Source organism: Paenibacillus nuruki, from assembly GCF_001721045.1.
In the GTDB taxonomy this organism is placed as follows: domain Bacteria; phylum Bacillota; class Bacilli; order Paenibacillales; family Paenibacillaceae; genus Saccharibacillus; species Saccharibacillus nuruki.
The window spans coordinates 357815-382892 of sequence record NZ_MDER01000086.1 but is presented as its reverse complement, the minus strand read 5'-3'; the positions used below and the strand labels follow the sequence as shown (position 1 = coordinate 382892).

The following is a 25078-nucleotide window of genomic DNA, read 5'->3' as shown; positions in this document are numbered from 1 at the left end:
AATAAAGGTATCCCAAAGGAAAGGAGCTAACCCTAATGGCTAAATTTAATGATTTCGATCTTGATTTGGTACAAACTCCTAAACAATCGAATCAAATCGAACCACAATGGAAAAGTCAAAGTTTCTGTACGCCTGGCTGTGTAACTGGTGTTTTGCAAACATGTTTCATTCAAACTGCAACATGTAACTGTCATATCAGTAAGTAATATAGTACAGGTATACATACATATGTATACACATAAGCGATAGAATATATCATTCCCGAATTATACTCTATCAGATAGCGAGTGAGAGGAAGAATACGAACCAGATTTCTAGGGGAGTGGTCTTTTATCTTCACTCGCTTTTTTATCTTAATTTTCGATAAAGGAGAGACATAGCAATGAACAAAAAAGGATTATACTTTTTGGCAATGACTGCTATTTTTACTTTATCAGCATGTCAAAGCATAGATGAATTCACACACAAGGTAGTGACAGAAACGCAAAAAACAGCACATTTTACTGTGGATTCAGATTCTGCTCATACGACTACTATTCAACAATTGATTGATGAAGGAAAAGTGGATCAGTTTGTATATGAAGACAAAACGTATCAATTACAAAACAAAGTGGATAACAACAGTAAAGGGTTATTGATCGGAACAATAAGTCAAAGTTACTATGTGGATCAAAATGGAAAACGATGGACAGCTAATGAACTTAAACAGCCATATGTGTACAAAGATCCCAAAAAAATAAGAGAAAAAAAACCAATGGTCTATGGATCGGTGTATAGTATCAAATCCCAAAATAAACAAGACAAAGAAGAAATCATTGTAGAATTTAACCACCAATTGTATCGTGCTACTTTAATTACACATTCGTAAAACTTCTTCTGTCAAACGATAGATATAAGAGAGAGGTAGAGACCATGACAACTCCTTTATTAGAAATTAAACATCTTCAGAAAACATTTGGTAAAGAGAAAGCAGTCATAGATGTTTCATTACAAGTTCAAAAAAATAGTATTTTTGGATTGTTAGGCCCTAATGGAGCAGGTAAATCGACAACGTTAAAAATGCTAACAGGTTTACTTCATCCTAGCGGTGGAGAAATTATATTTGATGGACATCCATGGAGTCGAAAAGATTTAAAGCAGATTGGAGCACTTATCGAAGCGCCTCCGCTATACGAAAATTTGACGGCCTATGAGAATTTGAAAGTACATGCTACTCTGCTCGGTCTTTCAGATCAACGCATTGCTGAAGTGTTAGAGCAAGTAGATATGACGCATACACGCAAAAAACGTGCAGGACATTTCTCGATGGGGATGAAACAACGGCTAGGCATCGCGATTGCTTTAATTAATCATCCTACGTTACTTGTTTTGGATGAGCCTACAAATGGACTTGATCCTATCGGTATTCAAGAACTCAGAGCTTTAATTCGTTCTTTTCCACAAGCAGGTATTACAGTTATTTTGTCCAGTCATATTTTATCAGAAGTTGAACAAATAGCAGATCATATCGGTATTATTAGTGATGGTATTTTGGGCTATCAAGGAATAGTAAATCCAGATGAAGATCTTGAACAATTATTTATGAATGTGGTTAAAGAAAGCAGACAGAAAGTAGGTGTCGTCGTATGATGCAATATTTGAAATCAGAAAACCTTAAATTTAAAAGAACCTTTTCGCGTAAATTATTGATTGCTGTTCCTTTATTTAATATTGGGTTTTCTTTTTTTATGAATCCATCTTTTTTAATCACAAATACATTTAATTGGTGGTCTATTTTATTTATTCCCCTTACTATTGCTATTTTATGTGCTTTGTCTCATCAAAAAGAACAAAAAGCAGCTAACTATAACGGAATCTTTACGTTGCCTGTATCATTATCGACGATCTGGTATAGCAAAACGATTATTATCGCTTTATATATGTTTATAATGCTGACTTTTTTTGTTGTTATGATGATGGTCATTAGTATGGTACTTCCAGGCAATTCTATATCGTATATTAAAATCATAGAGGCTAGTGCTGTATTATGGCTATCTACGTTATGGCAGATTCCTTTTTGTTTATTTCTTGCGAAACGTTGGGGATTTGTGGTGACTTTGGTCGTTAATATTGCAGGGGGATTTTTGTTAGGTATTGCTTTAGCGACACAATCGCAATGGTGGATAAGTCCTTGGAGTTGGTCTATTCGTATGATGAGTCCAATCGTAGGTGTTCATCCTAATGGAGTGCCTCTGCCTGTAGGTAGCCCATTATGGAATCTACAAGTGGTTCCGGTGGGTCTGGCATTATCTATTTGCTTTTTTGTGATAGTGACTTTGTGTAGTGCAAGTAGCTTTAATCGTGTGGCAACTGCCTATTTGAAAAAGCAGGGAGGAATCTAATATGGTATTATGGAGACTTTTAATAGCGGATTTTCAAAAGGTGAAACATACTGCTTTTCTTTGGGTACACCTTATTGCTCCTATTGTAGGTTCTGGTCTTTTTTTGGCATACATCAGTGGTCGCGTTTCACAACCACTGAATACATATTCAAATTTTCTTGAAGCGATTGGTGTTATTTTACCTTTAGCTATTAGTATTTTATGCGGTATTGTAGCTACTCAAGAGGAAAAAGCAGGCAAATTTCAAGTGTTATTAGGAAGTGCTGCACTTAAAGAAATGAGTTATATCAGCAAATTATTATTTTTAGTAATAGGGAATATTATTTCTGTCGGTTTGGCTATTTTCACATTTCTTATGGGTATGCGCTATATTTTAAATATACCTAATATCCCTTATCTCGTTTTTTTTCAAGGGGCAGGGTGGTTGATTGCGAGTAGTGTTATACTATATATGATCTATTTATGGGTAAGTTTTACATTTGGTTTAGGAGCCTCCAGTTTATGTGGTGGCTTGGGGTTATTGGTATCGGCTCTAATGATTACAGGGTTGGGTGATGGAATATGGAAATACATACCGTGGGCGTGGGGCGTTCGTTTTGCAGACAGTGTAGGTGTCTTACGTCTAGGAAATTTTAACTCGAATATTAAGTCTGCTGTTCATTCTGATTTTCAACAAGGTCAAATTTTGTTCATGATAATCACAGTTATTGTTTTCATTGTTAGCCTATTATGGTTTCGCAAATGGGAAGGCAAAAAGTTTTATGAATAATTGAGGTGAAGAAAATTGGCAAACATATTAGCTATTGACGATGACAAAGATATTCTTGCTTTGATTCGTAATATTTTGCAACGGGATCATCATCTTGTGTCTATTGAAGAACGAGCTGACATGTTAACGATTGATAACGTACAAGGATATGATCTGATTTTACTTGATGTCATGATGCCTGAGATGGATGGCTTTACGTTTTGTAAACAGATCCGTTCCTTTGTAGATTGTCCTATTTTATTTTTGACAGCTAAATCTGATGAAGAAGATATTGTTCAAGGTCTAATGAATGGTGGAGACGACTATATTACCAAACCTTTTGGTGTGCAAGCATTGAGTGCTAGAGTAAGTGCACATTTAAGAAGAGAGCATCGGGATAAAGCAGGTTCAAAACAAACTATTTCTGGTTTTACATTTGATTTTGATAGTAAAGAAGTATGGTTTGCAGAAGAAAAATTATTACTAACTAAAAACGAATATAAAATATGTGAATTTCTTGCTAGGCATAAAGGAAGAGTATTTACGCGAGAAGAAATTTATGATGAGGTATACGGTCTAGATGGAAATGCACTGCATTCTACGATTACAGAATTTATTCGTGCTATACGCAAAAAGTGTAAAGGTTGTAATGAGATCCCTATCAAAACCGTCTGGGGTGTAGGATACAAGTGGGAATAAAAAGAAAGCAAAATTACCGCAAAACAACAATGCGTAGAGAATTATTCAAGTATATTTCTGTGCTAGGCATTAGTTGTATTGTTATGATTGTATTGTATTTAATTTTTACATGGGCAGCGATGCTTATTGGGTTTATTTTACCTGCGAATTATAATGAACAATATATTAATCAAATTGCACCAAAAGTGAAATCTGTAGCTGTTGTTACGGAAGCTGTTATTCCGCCAGGTTCGGCATATATCGTGTTAGACAAAAAAAATGAAAATAAATGGTATGGCAATATGGAAGAAAAAGATATTGCTATAGCTAGAAAAGTCGTTGCAGGAAACGTTCCAACATATTATGGGCAAAAGGTATACAGTGTGATCGAACGAGAACAAGATTATTGTGTTATTCAATCATACTTACGTCCACAATTTAGTTCACCTGTATTAAAAAAATATTTACCAGATTTCGAGTGGACGAGTATCGTCATTTTAATCGGTCTTATTATTACTGCTTCTTTTATCATTACAACTATTTTTGCTAAGCAATTTAGCAAAAACTTAAATATATTGAGTAAAATGACAAACAGTATTAAAAATCAAGATTTGGACTTTGAACAGCAACATTCTACTATTCAAGAGTTCGATGACGTGATGGTATCTTTGATTGAAATGAGAGATGCACTTAAAAACTCTTTAGAAACACAGTGGAAGTTAGAGCATACCAAAAAAGAACAGATTGCCGCTTTGGCTCATGATATTAAAATTCCAGTTACTATTATTAAAGGAAATGCAGAATTATTATCATTGTCTGACCAAAGTGAAGAGCAGTCTTTGTATACAAAGTACATCTTAAATGCAGGTGACAAAATTGAACAACATATTCGTTTATTAATTATGATGTCCAAAACAGAAGAAGCACTGACTGTTCAGAAAAATAATGTGTCTTTATCCGCATTGGTATATAACTTGATTGAAGATACCAAAGCATACAGTAAATATAAATCTGTAGAGATTGTATATAAAACAGAACACCAAGATGATATTGATATCTATATTGATCCATCTTTATTACATCGTGCACTTATGAATATCTTAACAAATGCAGTAGATTATACACCTGAACAAGGTAAAATAATGCTTGATATGGCTTACCAAAATCAGCGGATTTTTTTCACTATTACCGATCAAGGTAATGGATTTTCGTCTGAAGCATTAGAAAAAGGCGTTCAATTATTTTACAGAGGAGATAAAAGCCGCAACTCTGATGGACACTACGGTATGGGTTTAACTTTTGCAGAATACGTGATCAAATTGCACAACGGTACTCTACTTCTTCAAAATGATCCTGTTACAGGAAGTGGACAAGTAAAAGTTGAACTAAATGTAAGTTCTGCAATCTAATTAAATATAGATCGGTATTCTAATTCCAATCTGACTAGTATGATCCCCGACTAAAGTCCAAACCATAAAACCGTCCTTAGGCGGTTGGAAAGAAGGCTCTTATTTTCTATGATATAAGAAAGAGAATAAGAAAGAGGAGATCAATAATGAGAAAATTGTATCGTTCTAATCGGGATAAGTACGTTACTGGTTTAATTGGTGGACTGTCAGAAAGTTGGAATATTGATGCAAGTCTGTTACGGATTTTATTTGTAATTAGTGTATTTGCTACAAGTGGTGCTAGTTTGCTGGTTTATGTACTTGCTTTATTATTTGTACCGAAAGAATCAACGTATTGATGTATATGAATTGCATATGATCAAAAGTCGCATTTTCTTCTACATGTAGAAGAATGCGATTTTTGGTTTTTGTACTTATTATAATGTAAATAAGCTTATTCTAACTTTCTCCATGTTCTCTATTGATAAAGTAGCTAATGTCATCTATGTATTTATCTGCCTGATAATTTAATATAGTACCAGCTCATATGCTATACTATGGAATGGAAATCCCCGGCAGATTCATGCGCTGTCACCATCAAGAGGAGGAAAGTTATGAAATCAAAATATTTGGCGGGTGGATCTTTAGCGATTATGGCGCTTGGATTTATAGTCACTCTGTTTTTTCCGAAAACAACGTTATTGTTGATTATTCAAGGCGGCTTTGAAGCCGGTCTTGTCGGAGGGATCGCGGACTGGTTTGCGGTGACTGCATTATTTCGTCATCCACTCGGTATTCCGATTCCGCATACATCACTTTTGACCCGTAATCGAGATAAAATTATTCGCTCTCTAATCTCAGCGATGGAGAATGAATTGCTCAACAAAGAAAGTATCGAAAATAAATTGCGTCAATTCCGTATTTTCCCGTTTGCACTGTCGATGTTAACTCGTCAATTGGGCAAAAAGAAAATGCGGCGTGAGCTGTTAAATATGATGATTCCACCGATTGAACGTTTGCCTCTTGAGCCTGTAGCTACATTTATTGGTAAAGGGTTGGCGAACTATACACAAAAAGCAGATTTACAGTCTGCGGCAACAACCGTATTAACGAATGCACTTAACGAGCGTTATGATGAGAAAGCATTAGATCATATTTTGAAAGAAGTACGCACATGGGCGGCTCGTCCACAAAGTCGTGATACGATGGGCAAAATTGCGCACGAGCAATTAGCTAACATCAACATGGGTGGATTGAAAGGTTTTGCTTTTCAAGCTTTCGCAGGCATGATGAATGAAGAAAGTCTAGGTAGCATTTTGCAAAATATGATCATTTCCGGTGTTGGCAAATTACAGGAAAGAGATAGTGAATACCGTGAAGCCATTATCCGTGAACTGCGTATCCAGATGTTCCAAGTAGTGGATGAAGAAGATAACTGGCTGAAAATCAAGGACTGGACCGCAGAGTTGATCCAGGGTGAATTTGCGAATGCATTCATGATGGAGCGTCTGGAAGAACTACGTCGTCTATTGATCTCTATGCTAGAACAAGAGCGAGATGGTGGCGGTCGTCATGTATTTGCAATCTATCGCTCGATTATCCGCGATCTAGGTAAAGACCCGCAAAAAGTAGCGGTGTGGGAAGATCGTCTACTACAAGGGATTATTCGTACCGTTGAGAAAAATCATTATCGTATCGGAATTCTGGTTAAAGAAAATCTGGATCGGATGGACGATGCTGCATTGGTCTATATGTTAGAAGAAAAAGTAGGACAAGATTTGCAATGGATTCGTGTAAATGGTGCGGTCTGTGGTTTCTTAGTCGGTATTATTTTATCGCTTGTTCAATTAATCTAATGTCTCATAAGAAAAGGTATCTTCACTGTGATCTACAGCGAAAGATACCTTTTTGGTTATATACATATGCAGATGGTGCTAGATGATATATTTATTGATCTAAAATCGACAATCCTCGGAAAGCTAACGATTCATACGGATGTAATGTTGTTTGTTGACCTGATTTCAATGCTTGTACAACTTCTTCGGAGTGTTCTCCATGTGTACCTATCATTAATTCAGAGTGCTGAATACGCTCTACCAGTTGCTCGGGCAATTGCAGATCTGTAGAAGATTTGGAGAAGTTCAGGATGATCAACCAGTGTTCGTCATTCCATTCACGAGTGTATGCAAAAATATACGGATCATCTGAAAGTTCGCAAGCATATTTACCATAGATCAGAGCCGAACTTTCTTTGCGAATCCCGATCATTTTACGATAGAAATGAAAAACAGAGTCTTCGTCTTCCAATTGCTGAGCTACATTGATCTCTACTTTGTTGGAATGAGCAGGTATCCAAGGCGTTGCTGTAGAGAATCCAGCATGTTCGCTGTCATCCCATTGCATCGGGGTACGAGCATTGTCCCTAGCTTTAGCACGAATACGCTCCATAATGACTTCAGGATCTTCTCCTTTTTCTTCCACCATTTGTTTGTAATATCCTTGAGCTTGTTGTTCTTTGACATCTTCGATCGTTTTCATATGTTCAGCATTAGTCATTCCGATCTCATCACCTTGATAAATATAAGGGGTACCACGTAGTGTCAGTAAGAACATCGCTAGCATTTTGGCAGAATCTGTACGATACTCCCCTTCATGCCCTAGATAAGAAACAAGACGCGGGTGGTCATGGTTGCTGAGATAGATTCCCATCCAACCTTGTCCGTAAATATCTTCTTCCCATTTAGCGATGATTTCTTTGAGATCATGAAGCGACCAGTCTTTACTTTGCCACATATCATTATCTGCATCACAGACTTTGGATGCTTCAATCATCAAGACCATGCTCATTTCTTCACGATCTGGATTGGTGTATTTTTTAACATCATCGATAGATACGCTTGCCGCTTCGCCTGCGGTAAACATTTTATAGTGAGAAAAAACATCGGTATATAATTCATGTAAATATTCGTGAATCCGTGGGCCATTTTTGTAAAATCCTTCAGCATTGGCTTGAAGTTTGTCAGATGGGGGTGCATCCGGGAAGCTAGTATCTTTGGAGATCATATTAACAGCATCAATCCGGTATCCATCAATGCCTAGATCTAGCCAGAAGCGCATCATTTCTTTCATATCATGACGGACTTTAGGATTCTCCCAATTGAGATCAGGTTGCTTTTCACTATAAGAATGCAAATAGTATTCATTAGAAGCTTCATCTAATTTCCACATAGAATCTCCCAAGTAAGAGATCCAATTGTTAGGTGCTGATCCATCTTCTTTGGGTGCTTGCCAGATATAGTAATCACGATAAGGATTGTCTGGAGAAGAGATCGCTTGTTGGAACCATTCATGTTGATCTGATGTATGATTCACCACTAGATCCATAATCAACTTCATTCCACGACGATGCACATCGTCCAGTAACTCTTTCCAATCATCCATCGTCCCATATTCGGGTTGAATATCACGGTGTTCTTTAATATCGTATCCATAATCAACATTAGGAGAAACATATACAGGAGTCAGCCACAAAATATCGACTCCCAATTGTTGTAAGTAGTCTAATTTCGAACGAATTCCGGGAATATCGCCAATGCCATCATTATTGCTATCTTTAAAACTACGAGGATAAATTTCGTAAACAACACTTTCTTTCCAGAATTCTGGCTTCATAATCGTCTTCATTTGTCAGTCTCCTGTTCTGATGTAACATATCTAGTTACTTACTAAGTATTACCCCTTCATACATGACAACAATCGCAGGACGTTCAAAAGAAATAATGAGCTCTCACTATATATGACTAGAAAAATAAAAACAGGTTAAGTATAATGGTATCAAAGAATGGTATCATAATATGAACAATAAGCAACGTAATACATTAATAGATATTTTTGAAGATCCTCTACGTTCTAATATTGAATGGACAGATATTGAATCGTTATTAAAAGCTTGTGGTGCAGAAATTACAGAAGGAAATGGTTCGCGTGTTCATTTCTATTTAAATGGAGTTAGAGCTGTTTTTCACCGTCCACATCCTAAAAAGGAAACAGATAAAGGTGCAGTAAAATCAATACGTAAATTTTTAATAGAGGCAGGTGTATATAATCATGATGAAATATAAAGGGTATGTAGGTGTTGCTCAATATGATAGCGAAGCTGAAATTTTACATGGCGAAGTTATGAATATCAAAGATGTCGTTACTTTTCAAGCTACTTCTGTCGAAGAACTTCGAATTGCTTTTCAAGAATCGGTAGATGATTATTTAGACTTTTGTGCAGAAAGAGGAGAAGAACCGAGTAAGCCATATTCGGGTCAGTTAACACTTAGGATATCACCAGAAAATCATCAGTTGATTACGATTGCAGCATACAAAGCTGGAAAAAGTCTGAATCAATGGATTGCAGAACATATTCAACAAGATGCAGAAAAAGAAGTGGGTACGTTGATATAAAAGGAGTAAGCAAAAGATAGTAAAAAGAACCTTAACCCCATACATGCTGAGGGATTAAGGTTCTTTTGTTATATTACTGAACTGTTCTCAATGCTCTTAACTACCCATCAATCGGACTTCGTGCAAAGTTGGAGTATACCAGTTGTTGGGATTGTTATGGAGTACAGCATTTACCATATTAATACGTACATAACGAGCCGTAAATGACACTGCATCTGTTGTAAAGCCATAGGTGGTATTGGTTGTGCGATCAATCGTCGTATAGTTTATGCCATCGGTGCTGTATTCAATTTTGTATTTATAATAAGCCTCAGAACCTTTGTACATAAACCATGAAATATCCACTTCACTAATCTTTTTCGCAGCGCCTAGATCGACTTGCCACCATGCCGGCCATGTTGCAGAAGCAGCCGCCCAAGAAGTCTGAGCATTACCATCATTGGCATTGCTTGTTGCAGAAGAAGAAGCGGTAGAAATGGCAGTTGCGGGTTTACCCAGAGCATGGTTGGTCAACGTTGGCAAGCTCACTGTACCTGTAGCGGCATCTATATTCCAACTGCTGTACCAATTCAATGTAGCTGTGCTGTTGCTATCATTTAAGGTTAAAGGTAACCAGATAAACTTGTGGTCACTGAGGTTAAGCGGATTCCAGCGATCCCCCATATAAATATAACTGGTACCTGCACTACCTGTAATGGTAGCGATGGAATGGATCTGTGTCGCATAAGCAGAAGGATCGCCAAAAGGAGACAGTGCCGACCATGTACCTGTTATCGAAGAAGCTGTTGCATAACCGCCTTGATTCGGATACCAGCCAGAAGCTTGAGAAGTGAACAGATAATATTTACTTCCTTTTTTCACAACCGCAGGTGCTTCCCGATAAGCTCCTTCGAATACCCAACCGACCAAAGAAGCGACACCTGTATAATCATCGGTTAAGCGGAAGATTGCCATCGAGTTGTTGGCACCACCATTATTTTGACGAGAAGCTGTAATGAGATAAGCTTTATTATCTGTATCTACAAATACCGTCATATCACGGGATTCATAATCGAGCGGACGGAAGCTTCCTTTATACGTGAAATTACCATCGGGTGTATCACTAGTCGCTACAGCTACACGAGCTAGCGAATAATCACTACCATTTTCATAATGTGCCCATAGAATATACTTTTTCGTTGTTGCATTGTAGATCACTTTGGGGCGTTCAATCTTACTGGAATTAAGTTCAGTAGCGGAATTTTTGGTGAGGATGCTGTTGCCAAATGTCCAGTTTTTAAGATCAGTGGAAGTATATACGTTAACTTTATCAAACTTACCGTTGGTTGCATGTTCACCGTACCAGTAGTATGTAGCCCCGACTTTGAGAATATTACCACTGTTGGCTTGGATTGGATTACCCGCGGTATCTGTCCAGTTGGTGCCATTGGTAATCGTAGCACTAGCCGCTTGAGCAGATTGCCCGTTAACACCTAAGCCAGTGATAACAAGCACCAGACTAAGCCATAACATCAGCGTTTTACGTGAAAATTGCCAAGAGATTTGTAAAATAATAAAAACCTCCTTCGGTCATTCTAAGATAGTCTCTCTACAAAAGAAGGGAGACTTCAAATTAATCCTAAGTATTTTTGTAAGCGTTTACAATAAAATAATAACGAAATAATGACATAAAAATACAGTAGCTCAATTAGAAGTTCCAATCGGAAAACCTATTGTAAAAACCAAAGAGTGTAATCATTCTGTCTTATCAACGAATAATCACACTCTTTCTCTACCTTCATACCAAATTCTTATAATACAAGTTCGTAGCATCCAGACTACTTGTTCCAGACTTAGCATAGTTTGGGATTTGCCCAGCTTGGCTGTATCCTAGTGACTGATATAGTCGATTAGAAGGGTCGCCATCCCGGGTATCCAGCACGAGTAGAATTCGTTGTGCCAGGCGTGCTTGTTGTTCGACATGCTCCATTAACAGCCTTGCTATACCATGACGACGATAATCCAGATGTACCATTAATTTAGCAACTTCAGCTCTGTGATCGCCATTGGGCTTGGTACATAGATGCAATTGAATCGTTCCTGCAATCACATCATTAATCTTAGCAACGTATAAAAGAGTTGCAGGTTGCAACACCTGTTCCCAATAGGCTACAGCTTCTTTGTACTCCAGAGGCGGTAGGAATCCAATAGATGCACCCGCATCTACAATCTGTATGAGCATATCTGACATTTCATCCAGATAAGGTTCAATAGAGTTTACTTGTTCGATAACAACAGTCTGTAGCAAGATATCCACCTCCATGTATAAAATCTGTCGTGTTATACCTTTTATTCTATCGCCTGGCTGTAAGCATAAAAATAGCAAAATAAGCACGCATTATTTCCACTTTTAGTACGGAGTAGACTCTATCGCTTTAATAAATTACGTTTGGTGGAACCAGAGCGTATCGAAATTGACCCATCCTTTGTGATTAACATCCACGCCACGCAAAGAGTGATGATGAATGGTACTGGCTGTGCGTACCACTAGAAATGCACTTGTGCATGTATCACTCAATAGCCGATTCACAGCAGTAGACCAATGTGAGAGCGCATGTTGATCTGTAGAAGCAAGCATAGGATAGGTGAGTTCATCCAATTGAGCAACTATGTCTAAAGGCAATGAATGTCTTATAAAATTACGATCCGACTGAATATATTCAAGCAGATGCAGCGGATTTTCACTAACCATAGCTTCGAATAAGATTAGATCTGCTTGTTCCATCGTTGCCAGTTGAATCGTTTCTGACCATTCTACAATATGTACGTCAATCTTTATTCCATAATTCTGATACTGTTGTTGAAGCCAGTAGGCATCCTGAGCATGACGGTTAAAAGTATACAAATGTAGCGTTTCCCCAGCATATGTAGTGTGTTGGAGTTGTTCTAGCAGTGATGTAGACAGGGAAATGGATTCTTCTGACTCCGACACATGTTCTGTAGATGCTGTTGGTAGAGAGTTTGTATGGATCTGTAATCCTTGCGCAGGGCACAGACGGGTTTCCCCTAATTCTTGTACCATATGCTGGCGATCGATAGCATGCACTAACACATTGCGAAATGTCTTATCTTGCAAAATGCCTTCTTTTCGCAGGTTAAAAGTAAGGGTGGATATCCCTGTGATCGTTTGTGTTAAAGGCATTTTCAAATTTTCTGGGATCGAGAACTCTCCTGTCACTACAGTCAGTACCCCGGGGCTAGTACCCAAACAAGCTTCTGCTTCATTTTCAGGTACAATAATAATCTCGATCCGATCGATCTGACCACGGTATCCAAAATACGATGGAAAGACTTCCAGTGTACATTTTCCAGCATGACGTGATACGACCTGATAAGGACCTGAACCGATAGGTAAAGAAAATTCATGATTCGAATCTCCCTCAGATAAAGGGAAGATCGATGCAGCACTATGACTCATATAAAAAAGAAATTGAGTATTCGGTCGGTGTAGTTGAATCTGGATTTGATACCTGGTGATCACTTGAATATGAGCGATATCTTGACCTAACCAGTGATGAACCACAGTCGGTGATTGTAGTTGTATCAGACTGGTATATACATCTTGTGCCGTCAGTTCTTGCCCGTTGTGAAATGAAATACCTTTGAGCAGATAAAATGTCCAGCAAGTAGCATCTGAATTACTTTCCCAGTGATGAGCGATGTCTTTGGTAAATGTACGCTGAACAGGATCGTAATGTACCAGTCTACTAAAGACCTGACCGATCAGATGCGTATCAAAAGCATACAGCGCATTAGCAGGCTCTAACGAGACAATCGGTCGATAAATCGGCAACCGCAACGTTTCGATGATACGATCTTGCCCGATCTGCTGAGTCGTATATCCAAAATAACGAATAAGCCATTCCAAAAACTGTGGGCGTACCACAGCTAGTGTTTCATGTTCTTGTAGCCACTCAAAAGCAGACTGTACCTCTCCTTGTATCACCCGTTGCTTGGCTTCATCTAATAATACAGTCGTCACTGGCAACAAAAAGGTAAGCTCAGAAGTATGTCCACGACCTCGACCGGAGCGGAATTGTATCCATTGCGCATCTACCATTTTGGTGATGATGATTTTGGCATTACGAGCTGTACAAAATAAAGCCTGTGCTACTTCTTCCATTGCTATATGAAATGATTGCTGATCTGGATAATGGTGAAAAGCCAATCGAAGCTGTACATAATCTTCTGCTATTCGCAAATCTGACCGCTCCTTTCGATAATCTTCAAATGGATACTCTATAGATTCTAATGTACAACATCGTAGCAAAAAAAGAATTGTAAAGAAAAGTAAGTTATGATTAGAAAAATAGATATAATAGATAGATATCTGATATTGATTTCGAATGGAGACCCATACATGTGGATCGCATTACTCATCACAGCTATTGCTTATCTAAGCTACTGGATCTATCAGCAAATCAAGCCAAAGCCATTGAAGCCACCAGTCAAAGTCATAATAGGATTAGATATTCCGCCACCTGCATTATTCTTTTGGCAAGACACAACAGAAGATACCGTTATCGATTTTGGTCACAAAGCTATATGGTTACGGGTTAAAAGTACAGACTCTATCGCCGTTCAATCTGAAATAGATATTATTTTAGCTCAAATAACTAACGTTTCTCCACCACAGCCACAGACTAGAGAACAATGGATTTTGACGACAGTAGAAGATTGGGTACTGGTTAGCAGTTATGATATTCCCTTTCCTGATGATATCCAGAAAGTGATGCAACTCAAGCAATTGGTACAAGAATTAAGTAGGATATTTGGAGAAGTTCATTATTTCGGCAATCATCGGACAGTCCAGTATTACGCCTGGGCCAAAGCAGTATCAGGTACATTAATACGTGCATATGCATACATAGATCAAGCAGAAGACCCCCTTTGGGAAGAAGGAAAATTAACGTTAGAAGAAATACAGTTAGAATTGGATTTTAGAGATCTAGGACGAATGGTCGAATGGGAAGATGCTAGAGAAGAAGATAATGATCATGTTCCTGATGAACAATCTGTTAAAATGATAGCTGCTGCATGGCGTGCAACCAGTGATAGACGATCTATTTAGCTCATAAGCCATATAGAATAATTAAAAAGCATAACTGCTATAGATAGCGCAGTTATGCTTTTTAGATTCAGACATGTATTACTTTTTATACCCGTACACAAAATGGAGAGCACCCGAGTAATCGGTATACACATCGTGTACATTCGACTTTTGTAGAAAATACGTATTAAAATAGTAAAGTGGGATCGCAACCATCTGCTCGGTCAATATTTTTTCGGCAGCACGATATTCTTTCATACGAGCTTTGGCATTGGTCAAACTGTACGCTTTCTTCATATGAGCATCATAGGCATTGTTTTTCCAACCGGATGTATTTTCATTGCTCCATGAGGTGAACAAATCTAGAAAAGCAGCAGGATCGTTATAATCGGCTGACCATCCACCACGTACAATCTGATAATTTTTCTTTTGTTTTTCTTGTAATAAAGTATAGAAATTTTCTTCTTTTACTTTAACGGTAATACCTAAATGTCTTTTCCACATATCCGTAATCTGATCCGCTACATATCGATTACCATCACCATTCGTTAGTAATGTCATCGCAGGTAAAGAAGTGATTTTTTCTTCTTTCATCCCTTGTTGTAATAATTGACGAGCACGCTTAGAACTGATCTCAAAATTAGTCACTGGATACTCTTTGCGGAAAGTAGATGTAGCTCCTTTGATCGCTGGAGGTACAAATCCATATGCAGATTTAGGACTAATCAGCAGTTTGCGCTCAATCGACATAGCAAAAGCTTTACGAATATTTACATTATTGAACGGCTTCTTCTTCACATTAAAAGCATAATAGTATAAGGATGCAGTATCTGGATAAACGATTTCTTTTTTCATCTGCTCGGTCATTTTAAACGTAGGAATATTGCTTTCTGACAGACCTGACCGATCAATAGCGCCTGATTGGTACATGGTGTACTCTTTGTTAGGATCATTAATAAAGCGAATAAATACATGATCAAAATGAACTTTTTCGGCTTGTGCATATTGAGGATTACGAGCCAGTGTTATGGAATGACCTTTTGCCCAGGATTGAATAGTAAATGGACCATTGCTGATCATATCCTTAGCAGAGGTATTCTTCTTCTGAATAGATGTATTGCTTGATGTATGTATAGGTGAATAAGCAGGATACGTTAATGTTTCTAGAAAATAAGGGAGTGGCTGTTGCAACACAACTTGTAATGTATGATCATCTAATGCTTGAAATCCTAGCTGGCTGGGATCAGTAAGCGTTCCTTTATAATAATCTTGAGCATGTGCGATAGGGAATAGCAACGAAGCAGATAGAGAACGGGTTGCAGGGGTAAGCACTCTTTTCCATGCATTTACAAAATCAGCAGCGACCAGTGGATCGCCATTACTCCAACGAGCATTCGAACGTAATGTGAAAGTGTACGTTTTGTTATCCGGTGAAAGGGTCCACGATTCAGCTACACCAGGTTCCACTTTGCCATTTGCATTGGTGCGAACAAGCCCTTCAAAAATAGCTTCAATAATCGTACTGGTCGTTCCATCACTAGACAATGCAGGATCAAGAGTAACCGGTTCTAAATACAGATTAAAGCGGAACGTTTGCAATGGATCACTTTCGGCGTGTGACATTCTGGGAGTGATCGTACTGAACAATAGCACAAATGTAAGCACAATGAATATGCGCGTGATGTAGGTATTTCTCATAAATAGATAGTTCCTCCTTCAGAATAAGTACGTTCCTTCTAGTTATAACATACTATTCTACAACTTAGGTGATGAACTAAATAATATAAAATATCTTTTGATTGCTATTGATATCTATCCCTCTTTAGCAAAATGGTAAGTCACAGACGACTGAAATAGGGTAATACCATAATGATAGAAGTAAGAGTAAGGAGGTACTGATCCAATGGCGAAAGTAGAAGTGATGCAAGCCGGGCAAGACAAATGGACATGGTATCAAATGAGAGATGCTAAGCTGTTGATGGAGCATCCTGATTTTGATGAACATTTACAAAAATGGGCACAGGAAAGTCTGATGTGTACACATAATCAAATTACTTCTGTTTATTATAAAGAAAAGAATGAAAATTATATCAGCGGAACATTAGCAATCAATATGAATCCAGATCACTGGGAAGATGTTCATATTCTCCATTATTATATTGATGAGAAGCGATTGGTAACGATCGGAGATCCTACATGGCTCTTTCATAATATGGACAATCACGAATGGAATCAGTATATTCTGGGTTGTGATTATCCGGTAGATGGCTTTATGTTTGTCGTTAATGCGATTATTCGTGCTTTTTTCGGACGGATGGATGAGATTGAGATGCAATTGAAAGAGATCGAATTTCAAATGAAAGAAAATAACGGTGGGAAATTGCTACGTGAAATTGTAGATTTGCGCAATCAGATGACACGCTGGAATGTGCAGACGGTCGCTTTGAAAGAAATTCGGTTTGCGATTGAAGAAGTCTTTCCTGCTCTGGTCAAAGATGCTCAGACATTCCATACTTTAAAAGTCAGATTAGCACGGATTCAAATGCTTCAAACAGCATATGAACATGAAATTGATACATTGCTCAAAATTGATGATAATGTTGCTAATTACCGTTCAAATAATATTATGAAAACATTAACTGTATTTACAGTTCTACTGACACCAATGACAGCATTAGGCGCAATCTGGGGAATGAACTTTAAAAATATGCCTGAATTAGAGTGGAAATGGGGCTACCTCGCTTCACTTATCTTAATCTTTGGACTTACTGGCTTAACCTACTGGTGGCTCAAACGAAAAGGGCTGACTGGCGATATTTTGGATATGAATCTTGAACATACTTCTAAAAAAACACGTAAAAAGACTGTGCACCCTAGCGAATAGATATATAGGATATCTCTTAGAGAAGGGACGTTGATTTATGTATCAGAACATATTGTTAGCGGTAGATGGTTCAGACAATTCATTGCGAGCAACAACAGAAGCGCTCAAATTAATGGAGTTACAACAATATGGTGAGATCGAAGTAGTGTTTGTCGCTGATTTCGGTAAAAGTCGTGATGAAGTCTTACGCTATGGCGATATAGATGAATTAGAACTTTCGAGACGACAAAAGCTTTTTCCCATCGAAGAACTTCTCAAACAGCAACAAACGACATATACGATCAAAGTATTACATGGAGAACCCGGGCAAAGCTTGATCAGACATGCCAATGATCATGGATTCGATCTAGTGGTGATGGGAAGCAGAGGATTGGGTTCTTTTAAAGAAATGGTACTTGGAAGTGTCAGTCATAAAGTCGCTCGTGGTGTGAAATGCCCTGTCCTGATTGTGAAATAATACCAAAAACACGTATACAGATGGAGTGTGTAAAGAATACTCCTGTTCTGTATACGTGTTTTTAAGTTGTTTGGATAGTCTAATATTAAGCGATAAATGCTAACGATTGCCGTACATATCTCTGAATTGTCACTTTTCTATTGTAACCAGATATTATGACTTGGGAACAGATACAGGAACGTATTTGGCAACATCTACAGCAACCTGCTCTAACTTCGCTTTACCTAATAAATGATAGGGTGAAGAAATCGTTACATACCGATCATCTAATTTGAATGTTAACATATCTACTTTATCGGGTTTGTACCATTTTGCTTTTACATTATTGGAATTAGGAAGAGTTACCGTTTTGCCTTTATAACTATATGAATAATCACGTGGTGAGACAGATACCGTCATATATTTAAAAAGAAAAGTTACACCGTCGCCCATGCCACTGACTTTGCGGAAAGCATCGCCTTCGATCATACGTGTAGGTACATAGGGAGTCTCAAATCCATCAAAATTTGCAAAAGCTTGTGTGATTTTTTTCAATTGAGCGGTAGAGTAATTCACATTGGTTACAGGGTATTGCTTACTCATTGTGGTAGAACTAGATGTTGTTGCTTTGGGCGTTGTTGTAGAAGTTGTTGCCGCATGTGTAGTCGTAGCACCTGTTAATAGTACTCCTGCGATCACGGAAGTAGCGATCCATTTACTATAGTTCATTATTGTACATCTCCTCTGTGGGGTGGTTTGTTTGTCTTGCCTTTATCTTACTCGTTAAATGTATCTAACTTAAATGCCAATTGTATCCAACTTGTAAATAATGATCATAACTTCGATAATCATTAAAAAACTGTTGCTAATTTATGACGAAGATTTGGTTGTTCGATAGAGGTAACGATGATAACTTACATATAGTCGATAGATATGCACACACAGATCCTACTTATCCATGTGAAAGGATTCCAAAATAAATAAACAAACATGGAAACTTTTCAGGAGCGGTGTGCGTCTAATAGACGGGGAATAAAAGACAAGCTTGGCAGATAGCGTTTGGCACTATTTCGGGGGAACGAGGATGAATACAAATGAAAAAGAAGATTTGTTCAGCAGTATTAGTTACAGCTTTGACGGTAAGCGGAGGTCTACATACACCATCCGTCAGCGCAGCAACACCTATTAAAATTACAATTGATGGAGTTCAGCTAACAACAGATCAGGCACCTGTAATGTCAGCGAATCGGACGATGGTACCATTAAGAGGTGTTTTCGAAGCGTTAGACGCGAAAGTACTTTGGAAGCAAAGTACCAAAACAGTCACTGCAATCAAAGATGGCACAACCATTGTATTACCGCTAGGATCTAGAACAGCAACGATCAATGGCAAAAAGGTTACGTTGGATGTACCTGCTAAGTCGATTAAAGGAAGAACGGTTGTACCGTTACGCTTTGTTAGTGAATCGTTAGGCGAGAAAGTAGGCTGGAACGCATCTACGAAGACCGTGAGTATTACGACTACGAATGCCAAGCCGACCACACCCACTACACCAACCACTCCATCGACTTCTATCTCACCTGTACCTTATGTAAATGCCAAAGTTGTAGGACAACAAGGAAATGGAAATGATTTAGAAATTAGCTTTCCGGCTTCTGCTAGCACTAAAGGAATCAGTCAATATCGAATTCTGGTAGTCAAAGCTAATAGTAATACATTTAACGTCAATACAGCATTAGCAGTGCCTGCGGCGAATTATACAGGCATTCCGCAAGGCAGTAGTAATTATACAATCACATTAATGCCTCAAGCCCGTGATACAGACGGCGCATTGATTCAGAAAAATGTAAATTACCGTGTCTATGTATTGGCAGTAGGCGCAAGTGGATATAACAGCTCGTTATCTGTAAGTTCACCGAACGTATCTTTGGGCGTTGTGGCTACAGCTTCTGCGATAGCTACAGATGTTAAAGCAAGTGATGTCTCTGACAATGGCGATGGACGAGATTTCTCAGTCAGTTTTACCAGAGCAAGCGATGAGAGTAAATTAAGCAATTACCGTGTGTTTGTTGTAAAAACAACAAGTGCAGGAAGCTTTAGCACAACAGAAGCAGCTAAAATAAGCAATTCTAACTATACAACGATTAACAAAACAGGCTCTAACCCGACTACACGCTTGACGAACACAACGCGTGATACATCTGGTGAGTTGATTACAACAGGAACAGCCTATACTGTATTTGTTATCTCGATCACAAGTGGTGGCGATAATATTGGAATATCCGCAGGTTCTAATTCATTAACATTAGGACGTACAGTAGAAGCACCTTCTATCACTAAAGTAGAAGATGTAAGTAATTTTGCCGACGGACGCGATATTCAAGTGACTTTTACCAAGTCTTCTGAAGAGTCCAAAATCAGTGGCTATCGTGTATTTGTTGTTCGAAGTAAAGTATCTGGAGATTTTGATATTGCGACTGCTAATGGTCTGGCATCTAGTCGATACATCGATGTATCCAAAACAGGTAGCGATCGCACTGTGACGCTAGCAACATCGCTTAAAGACAGTGGTGGAGACACGATTGTGAATGATGTACCTTATCGTATCTATGTGATGGCGCTTGGTTCAGGTTCTTATGCGAATAGCTTATCTTCCGCATCTTCTACACTGACACTAGAGACAGGTGATCGGACGGTAGGCAATGTGAGTGGCATCGCTGTTAGTGATATTAGCGATTATGGAGATGGACGCGATCTACAAGTGACATTTAACAAAGCAAGTGATGAAGGATTAGTGAATAATTATCGTGTTATGGTCGTTAAATCAATTAATGCGAGCAAATTCAATCTTTCTACAGCAAATAGCGTATCCAGTTCTAACTATTTGCAAATCAGCAAAAATGGTTCGAATCGTACGGTTGCGTTCAGTGCCGGATCAAAAGATGTAAACGGTGACCTTATTAAAAATGGTACCAATTACCAGGTGTTTGTCTTAACAACAGGTACAGGTAGTGCTTCTGGCAATAACTCATTATCTAGTGCATCTTCTGTTATTACATTAACATCGAATGGCGCAACATCAGCTGTAACTAACGTAGCGACTACCAATAGCGCTTCGACTAATACAGCATCTGATATTACATTTAGTTTTGTACCGGCTAATGATACAGGTATTTCGGAATATCGTGTCTATGTAGTACGTGCAGACCAAGCCGGTTCATTTAATCTCACTACAGCTAACAATACAGCCGCAGCCAATTATACACGTATTGCCAAAACAGCGACTAAAGTGACACAAGCTTTAACCACAAGTACGAAAGACTACAACGGAAATACGATTGTGAAAGAGGTAGCTTATCGTGTCTATGTATTAAGCGTAGCAGATGGTTCGGTACGCTCGGTTAACACCTTATCTGGCGCATCTAATGACTTTACGATCAAGTCATCAACGGTTGCTCCAGTGACTAATATTAATGCTAGTGCAACTAATGGAGGAATCAAAGTGACATTCTCCAAACCAGCAGGTGAAAACGGTATTGCTAACTATGCTGTAATGTTAGTACCGTCTGCAAGCTCAAGTAATTTCTCATTGGCAGATGCGAATCGTGTGAGTGAACGCAATTATAAGACAGTAACGCAAGGGGTATATAGCGAGTGGGCCTTTACAACCACAGATGTAGATGTAAATGGTGCTGCTATTCGCTCAGGAGTGACGTACAAAGCGTTTGTTCTATCGATTGCTGATGGACGTTCAGCTACAATCAATGCTCTCTCTGTAGCTTCTAGAGAAGCTCAAATGATCACTCAATAAAAGAAAAAAAGATTATTTTTTAAGCAAGCTTTTATCGGTATTCACCGAAAGAGCTTGCTTTTTTCCTATTTCCAGATTGGATAAAGATCGCTAGCGATATCAAAATAATGTGGCTCAATATGTCTATTTTTGGTTATGATAAGTAAGTAAACATCTATCTATTCGCTAGATCATGCAAACTTGCCTCAGGGCGGAAAAGAGGGACATTGATGCAATATGTAAAGTTAGGTCGTACCGGTCTCGATGTATCGCGAATTTGTTTGGGATGTATGAGTTATGGAATACCTGATCGTGGAGCACATCCATGGACCTTAGATGAGCAGAGCAGTCGTCCTTTTATCAAGCAAGCTTTGGAAGCAGGGATTAATTTTTTTGATACAGCCAATGTGTATTCAGATGGTACAAGTGAAGAGATCGTCGGAAAAGCGCTCAAAGAGTATGCAAACCGAGATGAGATCGTTATCGCTACCAAAGTCCATGGCAAAATGCGTCAGGGAGCTAATGGTGGAGGACTTTCTCGCAAAGTCATTATGGCGGAGATTGATCACAGTCTACAACGTCTGGGAACCGATTATGTAGATCTGTATCAGATTCATCGCTGGGACCCGAATACACCTATAGAAGAAACACTAGAAGCTCTTAATGATGTTGTCAAAGCAGGGAAAGCAAGATATATTGGTGCTTCATCTATGGCTTCATGGCAGTTTATGAAAGCTTTAGATATTTCCAAGCAAAATGGCTGGGCACGCTTTGTCTCGATGCAGAACTATGTGAACTTGCTCTATCGAGAAGAAGAACGTGAGATGCTTCCTTTATGCAAAGAAGAAGGCATCGGTGTTATTCCGTGGAGTCCATTGGCACGCGGCCGCTTAACCCGGGATTGGGAAGAAGAGACTTCACGTTCTGAAAGTGATAGCTTTGGCCAAAGTCTTTATCAAGCAAGTGCTGAAGCCGATCGTAAAGTGGTAGAACGGGTGGCAGAGATTGCGTCGGAACGTGATATTCCACGCGCACAAGTCGCTCTAGCATGGGTATTGCAAAAAGAGCCGATTACCGCACCAATTGTAGGAGCAACCAAGTTACATCATTTACAAGATGCTGTGGCTGCTGTAGATATAGTATTAACAGAAGACGAGATCAACCGTCTGGAAGAATCATATATTCCGCATCCTGTCACAGGATTCTAATATAAATCAAAAAAACACTCCAACCCTTTTGCACAGAAGGATTGGAGTGTTTTTGTTTATTATACCTTGGTGACTTAACTTACTTCCGTATGAGGAGCAGTCACTGTTTTATTTTTACCCGTACGCTTTGCCTCATACAGATACGTATCGACTTGTTCAAAGAGTTGCTCTTTGGTCTTCTCCGAGCCATAACTTTGCAGTCCAATACTGACAGTAACGGACTTCCCATTCATTTCAAGATGTTGTAATTCGGCAACACTACTTCGTATACTTTCAACCAGTGCATACGCTTCTTCAAATGTCTGATCGAACAAAAGCAGTGCAAATTCTTCGCCACCATAGCGAGCTGCTATATCGCTAGAAGACATATGTTGCTGAATCACTTGAGAGACTTTACCAAGAATAGTATCTCCTGCTTGATGACCATACGTATCATTAATGACTTTGAAATCATCAATATCGATCAATGCTAGATGAAGCTTAGCACCTTTGGTCGCATAATCAAAAGCCGTATTATAATAATCTCGAAACGAAATCTGGTTATACAGATTAGTCAGACCATCTGTTTTGGAAAGCTTGCTCATAATAGCATTTTTGACAATTAGATCTTGCTTGGCAGACATGGTTAACTGCAAATCAGCTAGAATTTCTATACCGCTAGCTACAATAATATGAGCGATAAACGTACTTACAATAATAAAAGAAATGACAGCGATAACGTCAAAGGACGAGAGATAGTTGCGAAAATGTGAATCGGCTAGATACAATGAAGTGAATGCGATAAGCTGTAATACAGAAGGAATCCATAACAAGCGACGTCTGAAAAAGACAACAGCTGATAAGATCGGTAACAAACATAGTGCTGTAATAATACGAATATCATAGTTGAGATAAATAATCGTCCATGTGATTAGCGTACTTGCACTGAATAACACGTAAAAAGATAAATGATTCCAACGGATATATATCCATCTTGTAATCAAAGTGACTAAGCTCATCAAAAGAGTAGGCATAATTAGAATATAGATATAGAAATGATAAGCATCATCGTCATAATCTAAAAAGACAAAAGAACCCCACTGAGAGAAAAAGTGGACACCAATGACAATCCAGTATACTTTGAAAAACTGATGTATCCATTTGGACTGTTTATTCATAACATCACCATACAGCCTCAAGATTTAAGATGTGCAATCTTGCACATTCATGTAAAGACAAGTATAAATCATTATAGGATCATAAGAAAAGACAAGCTTTACCAAAATAAAAAATATCATTGAAATAGGAGGTATTCATAGATGATCGATTCTACATGGTATTCACAACTCACCCTAGAAGATTATGCATATGATGTAACAGAAGAGGTGACTTTTGAAGGCGAATATTCTTTGCACATAAAGAATCAGCAGCTAGCCATTCATGTTGAATTTATACAGAGTATTGCGAATGAAGAGGAGATTGAGCATCTAACAGCTCCTTCTATAGTACAGCAACAGTTATGGGAGCATTATATAGAACATTGCGAATCTATTCAGGAGCCAGTATTACAAGCTATATTCAACCATTATCAACACATCGAAGAACAATATCGTCAAGCCTGGCAAATTGATCCGCAAGATCCTGCAACAATAGAAGAAAGAGATCAATCGATTCCGTATATCCAAAATGTTAATCAAATTGCAGATTATATTACACTTCAAGGCTTTTTGATCGGAGATTCACCATCTGGGGATACGTATTACCTTAATTTTCATTGCACATGGGACACAGAACATGGATTAGGAGTCAAAATGGTCAATCATCAACCTGTTCATGTGAGCAGTTTTTATACAGCTTATGATATAGATTAAAGACAATTGACTTTAAAAGTATACGCTTACATTTATTGCTTGAAAGCGATTCAGTTCTGTATGCTCTGGTATAAGTATAAAGTGAGCCTTATGACCTTAGCGATTGCTGACGAAAAATGTCACCATCTAAGATGAAAGATGCGGTTTAGTGAAATTACAAAAATTACCTGATA

The 25078-nt window shown here is 38.4% G+C and carries 24 protein-coding genes; 17 read left to right on the top strand and 7 right to left on the bottom strand.

Annotated elements, in window-relative coordinates; translation table 11 throughout:
- Positions 1 to 35: 35 nt before the first annotated feature.
- The 9 genes from PTI45_RS21780 (at position 36) to PTI45_RS21740 (ending at position 7051) form a co-directional block, all read left to right on the top strand.
- Entirely contained in the window at positions 36 to 206 is a 171-nt protein-coding gene (locus tag PTI45_RS21780) for a gallidermin/nisin family lantibiotic (protein WP_069329679.1), read from the top strand.
- 176 nt (positions 207 to 382) lie between these two features.
- Positions 383 to 868: a NisI/SpaI family lantibiotic immunity lipoprotein gene (locus PTI45_RS21775; protein WP_069329678.1), complete on the top strand. Its 486-nt coding sequence runs from the start codon at positions 383 to 385 to the stop codon at positions 866 to 868.
- A gap of 44 nt (positions 869 to 912) precedes the next feature.
- Entirely contained in the window at positions 913 to 1629 is a 717-nt protein-coding gene (locus PTI45_RS21770; RefSeq protein WP_069329677.1) for a lantibiotic protection ABC transporter ATP-binding protein, read from the top strand.
- The gene (locus PTI45_RS21765; RefSeq protein ID WP_069329676.1) at positions 1626 to 2381 is read left to right on the top strand and encodes a lantibiotic immunity ABC transporter MutE/EpiE family permease subunit; all 756 of its coding nucleotides are present in this window, start codon (positions 1626 to 1628) and stop codon (positions 2379 to 2381) included. Before PTI45_RS21770 ends, PTI45_RS21765 begins: the two co-directional genes overlap by 4 nt.
- 1 nt (position 2382) lies before the next feature.
- Positions 2383 to 3150 (top strand): lantibiotic immunity ABC transporter MutG family permease subunit, encoded by a 768-nt coding sequence (locus PTI45_RS21760; protein ID WP_069329675.1) that lies wholly within the window; start codon positions 2383 to 2385, stop codon positions 3148 to 3150.
- Between the two features lie 15 nt (positions 3151 to 3165).
- Positions 3166 to 3828, top strand: coding sequence for a response regulator transcription factor (locus PTI45_RS21755; protein WP_069329674.1), 663 nt, complete (start codon positions 3166 to 3168; stop codon positions 3826 to 3828).
- Complete coding sequence (locus PTI45_RS21750) at positions 3819 to 5216, top strand: sensor histidine kinase (protein WP_069329673.1); 1398 nt, start codon at positions 3819 to 3821, stop codon at positions 5214 to 5216. Before PTI45_RS21755 ends, PTI45_RS21750 begins: the two co-directional genes overlap by 10 nt.
- A gap of 146 nt (positions 5217 to 5362) precedes the next feature.
- Positions 5363 to 5554, top strand: coding sequence for a PspC domain-containing protein (locus PTI45_RS21745; RefSeq protein ID WP_069329672.1), 192 nt, complete (start codon positions 5363 to 5365; stop codon positions 5552 to 5554).
- 255 nt (positions 5555 to 5809) lie between these two features.
- Positions 5810 to 7051: a DUF445 domain-containing protein gene (locus PTI45_RS21740; protein ID WP_069329671.1), complete on the top strand. Its 1242-nt coding sequence runs from the start codon at positions 5810 to 5812 to the stop codon at positions 7049 to 7051.
- A 91-nt stretch (positions 7052 to 7142) separates the two neighbouring features.
- Here the strand turns inward: PTI45_RS21740 and PTI45_RS21735 are convergent, their stop codons facing one another.
- Positions 7143 to 8879, bottom strand: coding sequence for a glycoside hydrolase family 13 protein (locus tag PTI45_RS21735; RefSeq protein WP_139129306.1), 1737 nt, complete (start codon positions 8877 to 8879; stop codon positions 7143 to 7145).
- Between the two features lie 170 nt (positions 8880 to 9049).
- Here PTI45_RS21735 and PTI45_RS21730 point away from each other — a divergent pair, with 170 nt between their 5' ends.
- Both PTI45_RS21730 and PTI45_RS21725 read left to right on the top strand, forming a co-directional pair.
- Entirely contained in the window at positions 9050 to 9316 is a 267-nt protein-coding gene (locus tag PTI45_RS21730) for a type II toxin-antitoxin system HicA family toxin (RefSeq protein WP_069329670.1), read from the top strand.
- Positions 9303 to 9647, top strand: a complete 345-nt coding sequence (locus tag PTI45_RS21725) for a type II toxin-antitoxin system HicB family antitoxin (RefSeq protein WP_175425246.1) — start codon at positions 9303 to 9305, stop codon at positions 9645 to 9647. The genes PTI45_RS21730 and PTI45_RS21725 overlap by 14 nt, the downstream gene beginning before the upstream one ends.
- Positions 9648 to 9743: 96 nt before the next feature.
- Here the strand turns inward: PTI45_RS21725 and PTI45_RS21720 are convergent, their stop codons facing one another.
- The 3 genes from PTI45_RS21720 to PTI45_RS21710 all read right to left on the bottom strand — a co-directional run bounded on the left by PTI45_RS21720 (position 9744) and on the right by PTI45_RS21710 (position 13887).
- A complete protein-coding gene (locus PTI45_RS21720) occupies positions 9744 to 11159 on the bottom strand; it encodes a family 43 glycosylhydrolase (RefSeq protein ID WP_069329669.1) in 1416 nt (471 codons plus the stop codon).
- Positions 11160 to 11424: 265 nt separating this feature from the next.
- Positions 11425 to 11949 (bottom strand): GNAT family N-acetyltransferase, encoded by a 525-nt coding sequence (locus PTI45_RS21715; protein ID WP_069329668.1) that lies wholly within the window; start codon positions 11947 to 11949, stop codon positions 11425 to 11427.
- Positions 11950 to 12069: 120 nt separating this feature from the next.
- Positions 12070 to 13887 (bottom strand): ABC transporter substrate-binding protein, encoded by a 1818-nt coding sequence (locus PTI45_RS21710; RefSeq protein ID WP_069329667.1) that lies wholly within the window; start codon positions 13885 to 13887, stop codon positions 12070 to 12072.
- Positions 13888 to 14046: 159 nt separating this feature from the next.
- On the opposite strand from PTI45_RS21710, the gene PTI45_RS21705 reads away from it, so the two are divergent.
- Positions 14047 to 14757, top strand: a complete 711-nt coding sequence (locus PTI45_RS21705; protein WP_069329666.1) for a hypothetical protein — start codon at positions 14047 to 14049, stop codon at positions 14755 to 14757.
- A 78-nt stretch (positions 14758 to 14835) separates the two neighbouring features.
- Here the strand turns inward: PTI45_RS21705 and PTI45_RS21700 are convergent, their stop codons facing one another.
- Entirely contained in the window at positions 14836 to 16434 is a 1599-nt protein-coding gene (locus tag PTI45_RS21700; RefSeq protein ID WP_069329665.1) for a peptide ABC transporter substrate-binding protein, read from the bottom strand.
- Between the two features lie 205 nt (positions 16435 to 16639).
- Between PTI45_RS21700 and PTI45_RS21695 the strand changes: the two genes are divergently transcribed.
- Both PTI45_RS21695 and PTI45_RS21690 read left to right on the top strand, forming a co-directional pair.
- A complete protein-coding gene (locus PTI45_RS21695; protein ID WP_069329664.1) occupies positions 16640 to 17620 on the top strand; it encodes a magnesium transporter CorA family protein in 981 nt (326 codons plus the stop codon).
- A gap of 37 nt (positions 17621 to 17657) precedes the next feature.
- On the top strand, positions 17658 to 18077 hold the full coding sequence (locus tag PTI45_RS21690; protein WP_069329663.1) for a universal stress protein: 420 nt from the start codon (positions 17658 to 17660) through the stop codon (positions 18075 to 18077).
- A gap of 153 nt (positions 18078 to 18230) precedes the next feature.
- Here PTI45_RS21690 and PTI45_RS21685 read toward each other — a convergent pair whose 3' ends face one another.
- Complete coding sequence (locus PTI45_RS21685; protein ID WP_069329662.1) at positions 18231 to 18785, bottom strand: hypothetical protein; 555 nt, start codon at positions 18783 to 18785, stop codon at positions 18231 to 18233.
- A gap of 365 nt (positions 18786 to 19150) precedes the next feature.
- Between PTI45_RS21685 and PTI45_RS21680 the strand changes: the two genes are divergently transcribed.
- Together PTI45_RS21680 and PTI45_RS21675 are read left to right on the top strand one after the other, a co-directional pair.
- Positions 19151 to 21868, top strand: coding sequence for a copper amine oxidase N-terminal domain-containing protein (locus tag PTI45_RS21680; RefSeq protein ID WP_069329661.1), 2718 nt, complete (start codon positions 19151 to 19153; stop codon positions 21866 to 21868).
- 209 nt (positions 21869 to 22077) lie between these two features.
- Positions 22078 to 23055 (top strand): aldo/keto reductase, encoded by a 978-nt coding sequence (locus PTI45_RS21675; protein ID WP_069329660.1) that lies wholly within the window; start codon positions 22078 to 22080, stop codon positions 23053 to 23055.
- Positions 23056 to 23129: 74 nt separating this feature from the next.
- Here the strand turns inward: PTI45_RS21675 and PTI45_RS21670 are convergent, their stop codons facing one another.
- Entirely contained in the window at positions 23130 to 24212 is a 1083-nt protein-coding gene (locus tag PTI45_RS21670; protein ID WP_069329659.1) for a GGDEF domain-containing protein, read from the bottom strand.
- A gap of 141 nt (positions 24213 to 24353) precedes the next feature.
- Between PTI45_RS21670 and PTI45_RS21665 the strand changes: the two genes are divergently transcribed.
- Positions 24354 to 24905: a DUF6985 domain-containing protein gene (locus tag PTI45_RS21665; RefSeq protein ID WP_069329658.1), complete on the top strand. Its 552-nt coding sequence runs from the start codon at positions 24354 to 24356 to the stop codon at positions 24903 to 24905.
- Positions 24906 to 25078: the final 173 nt, after the last annotated feature.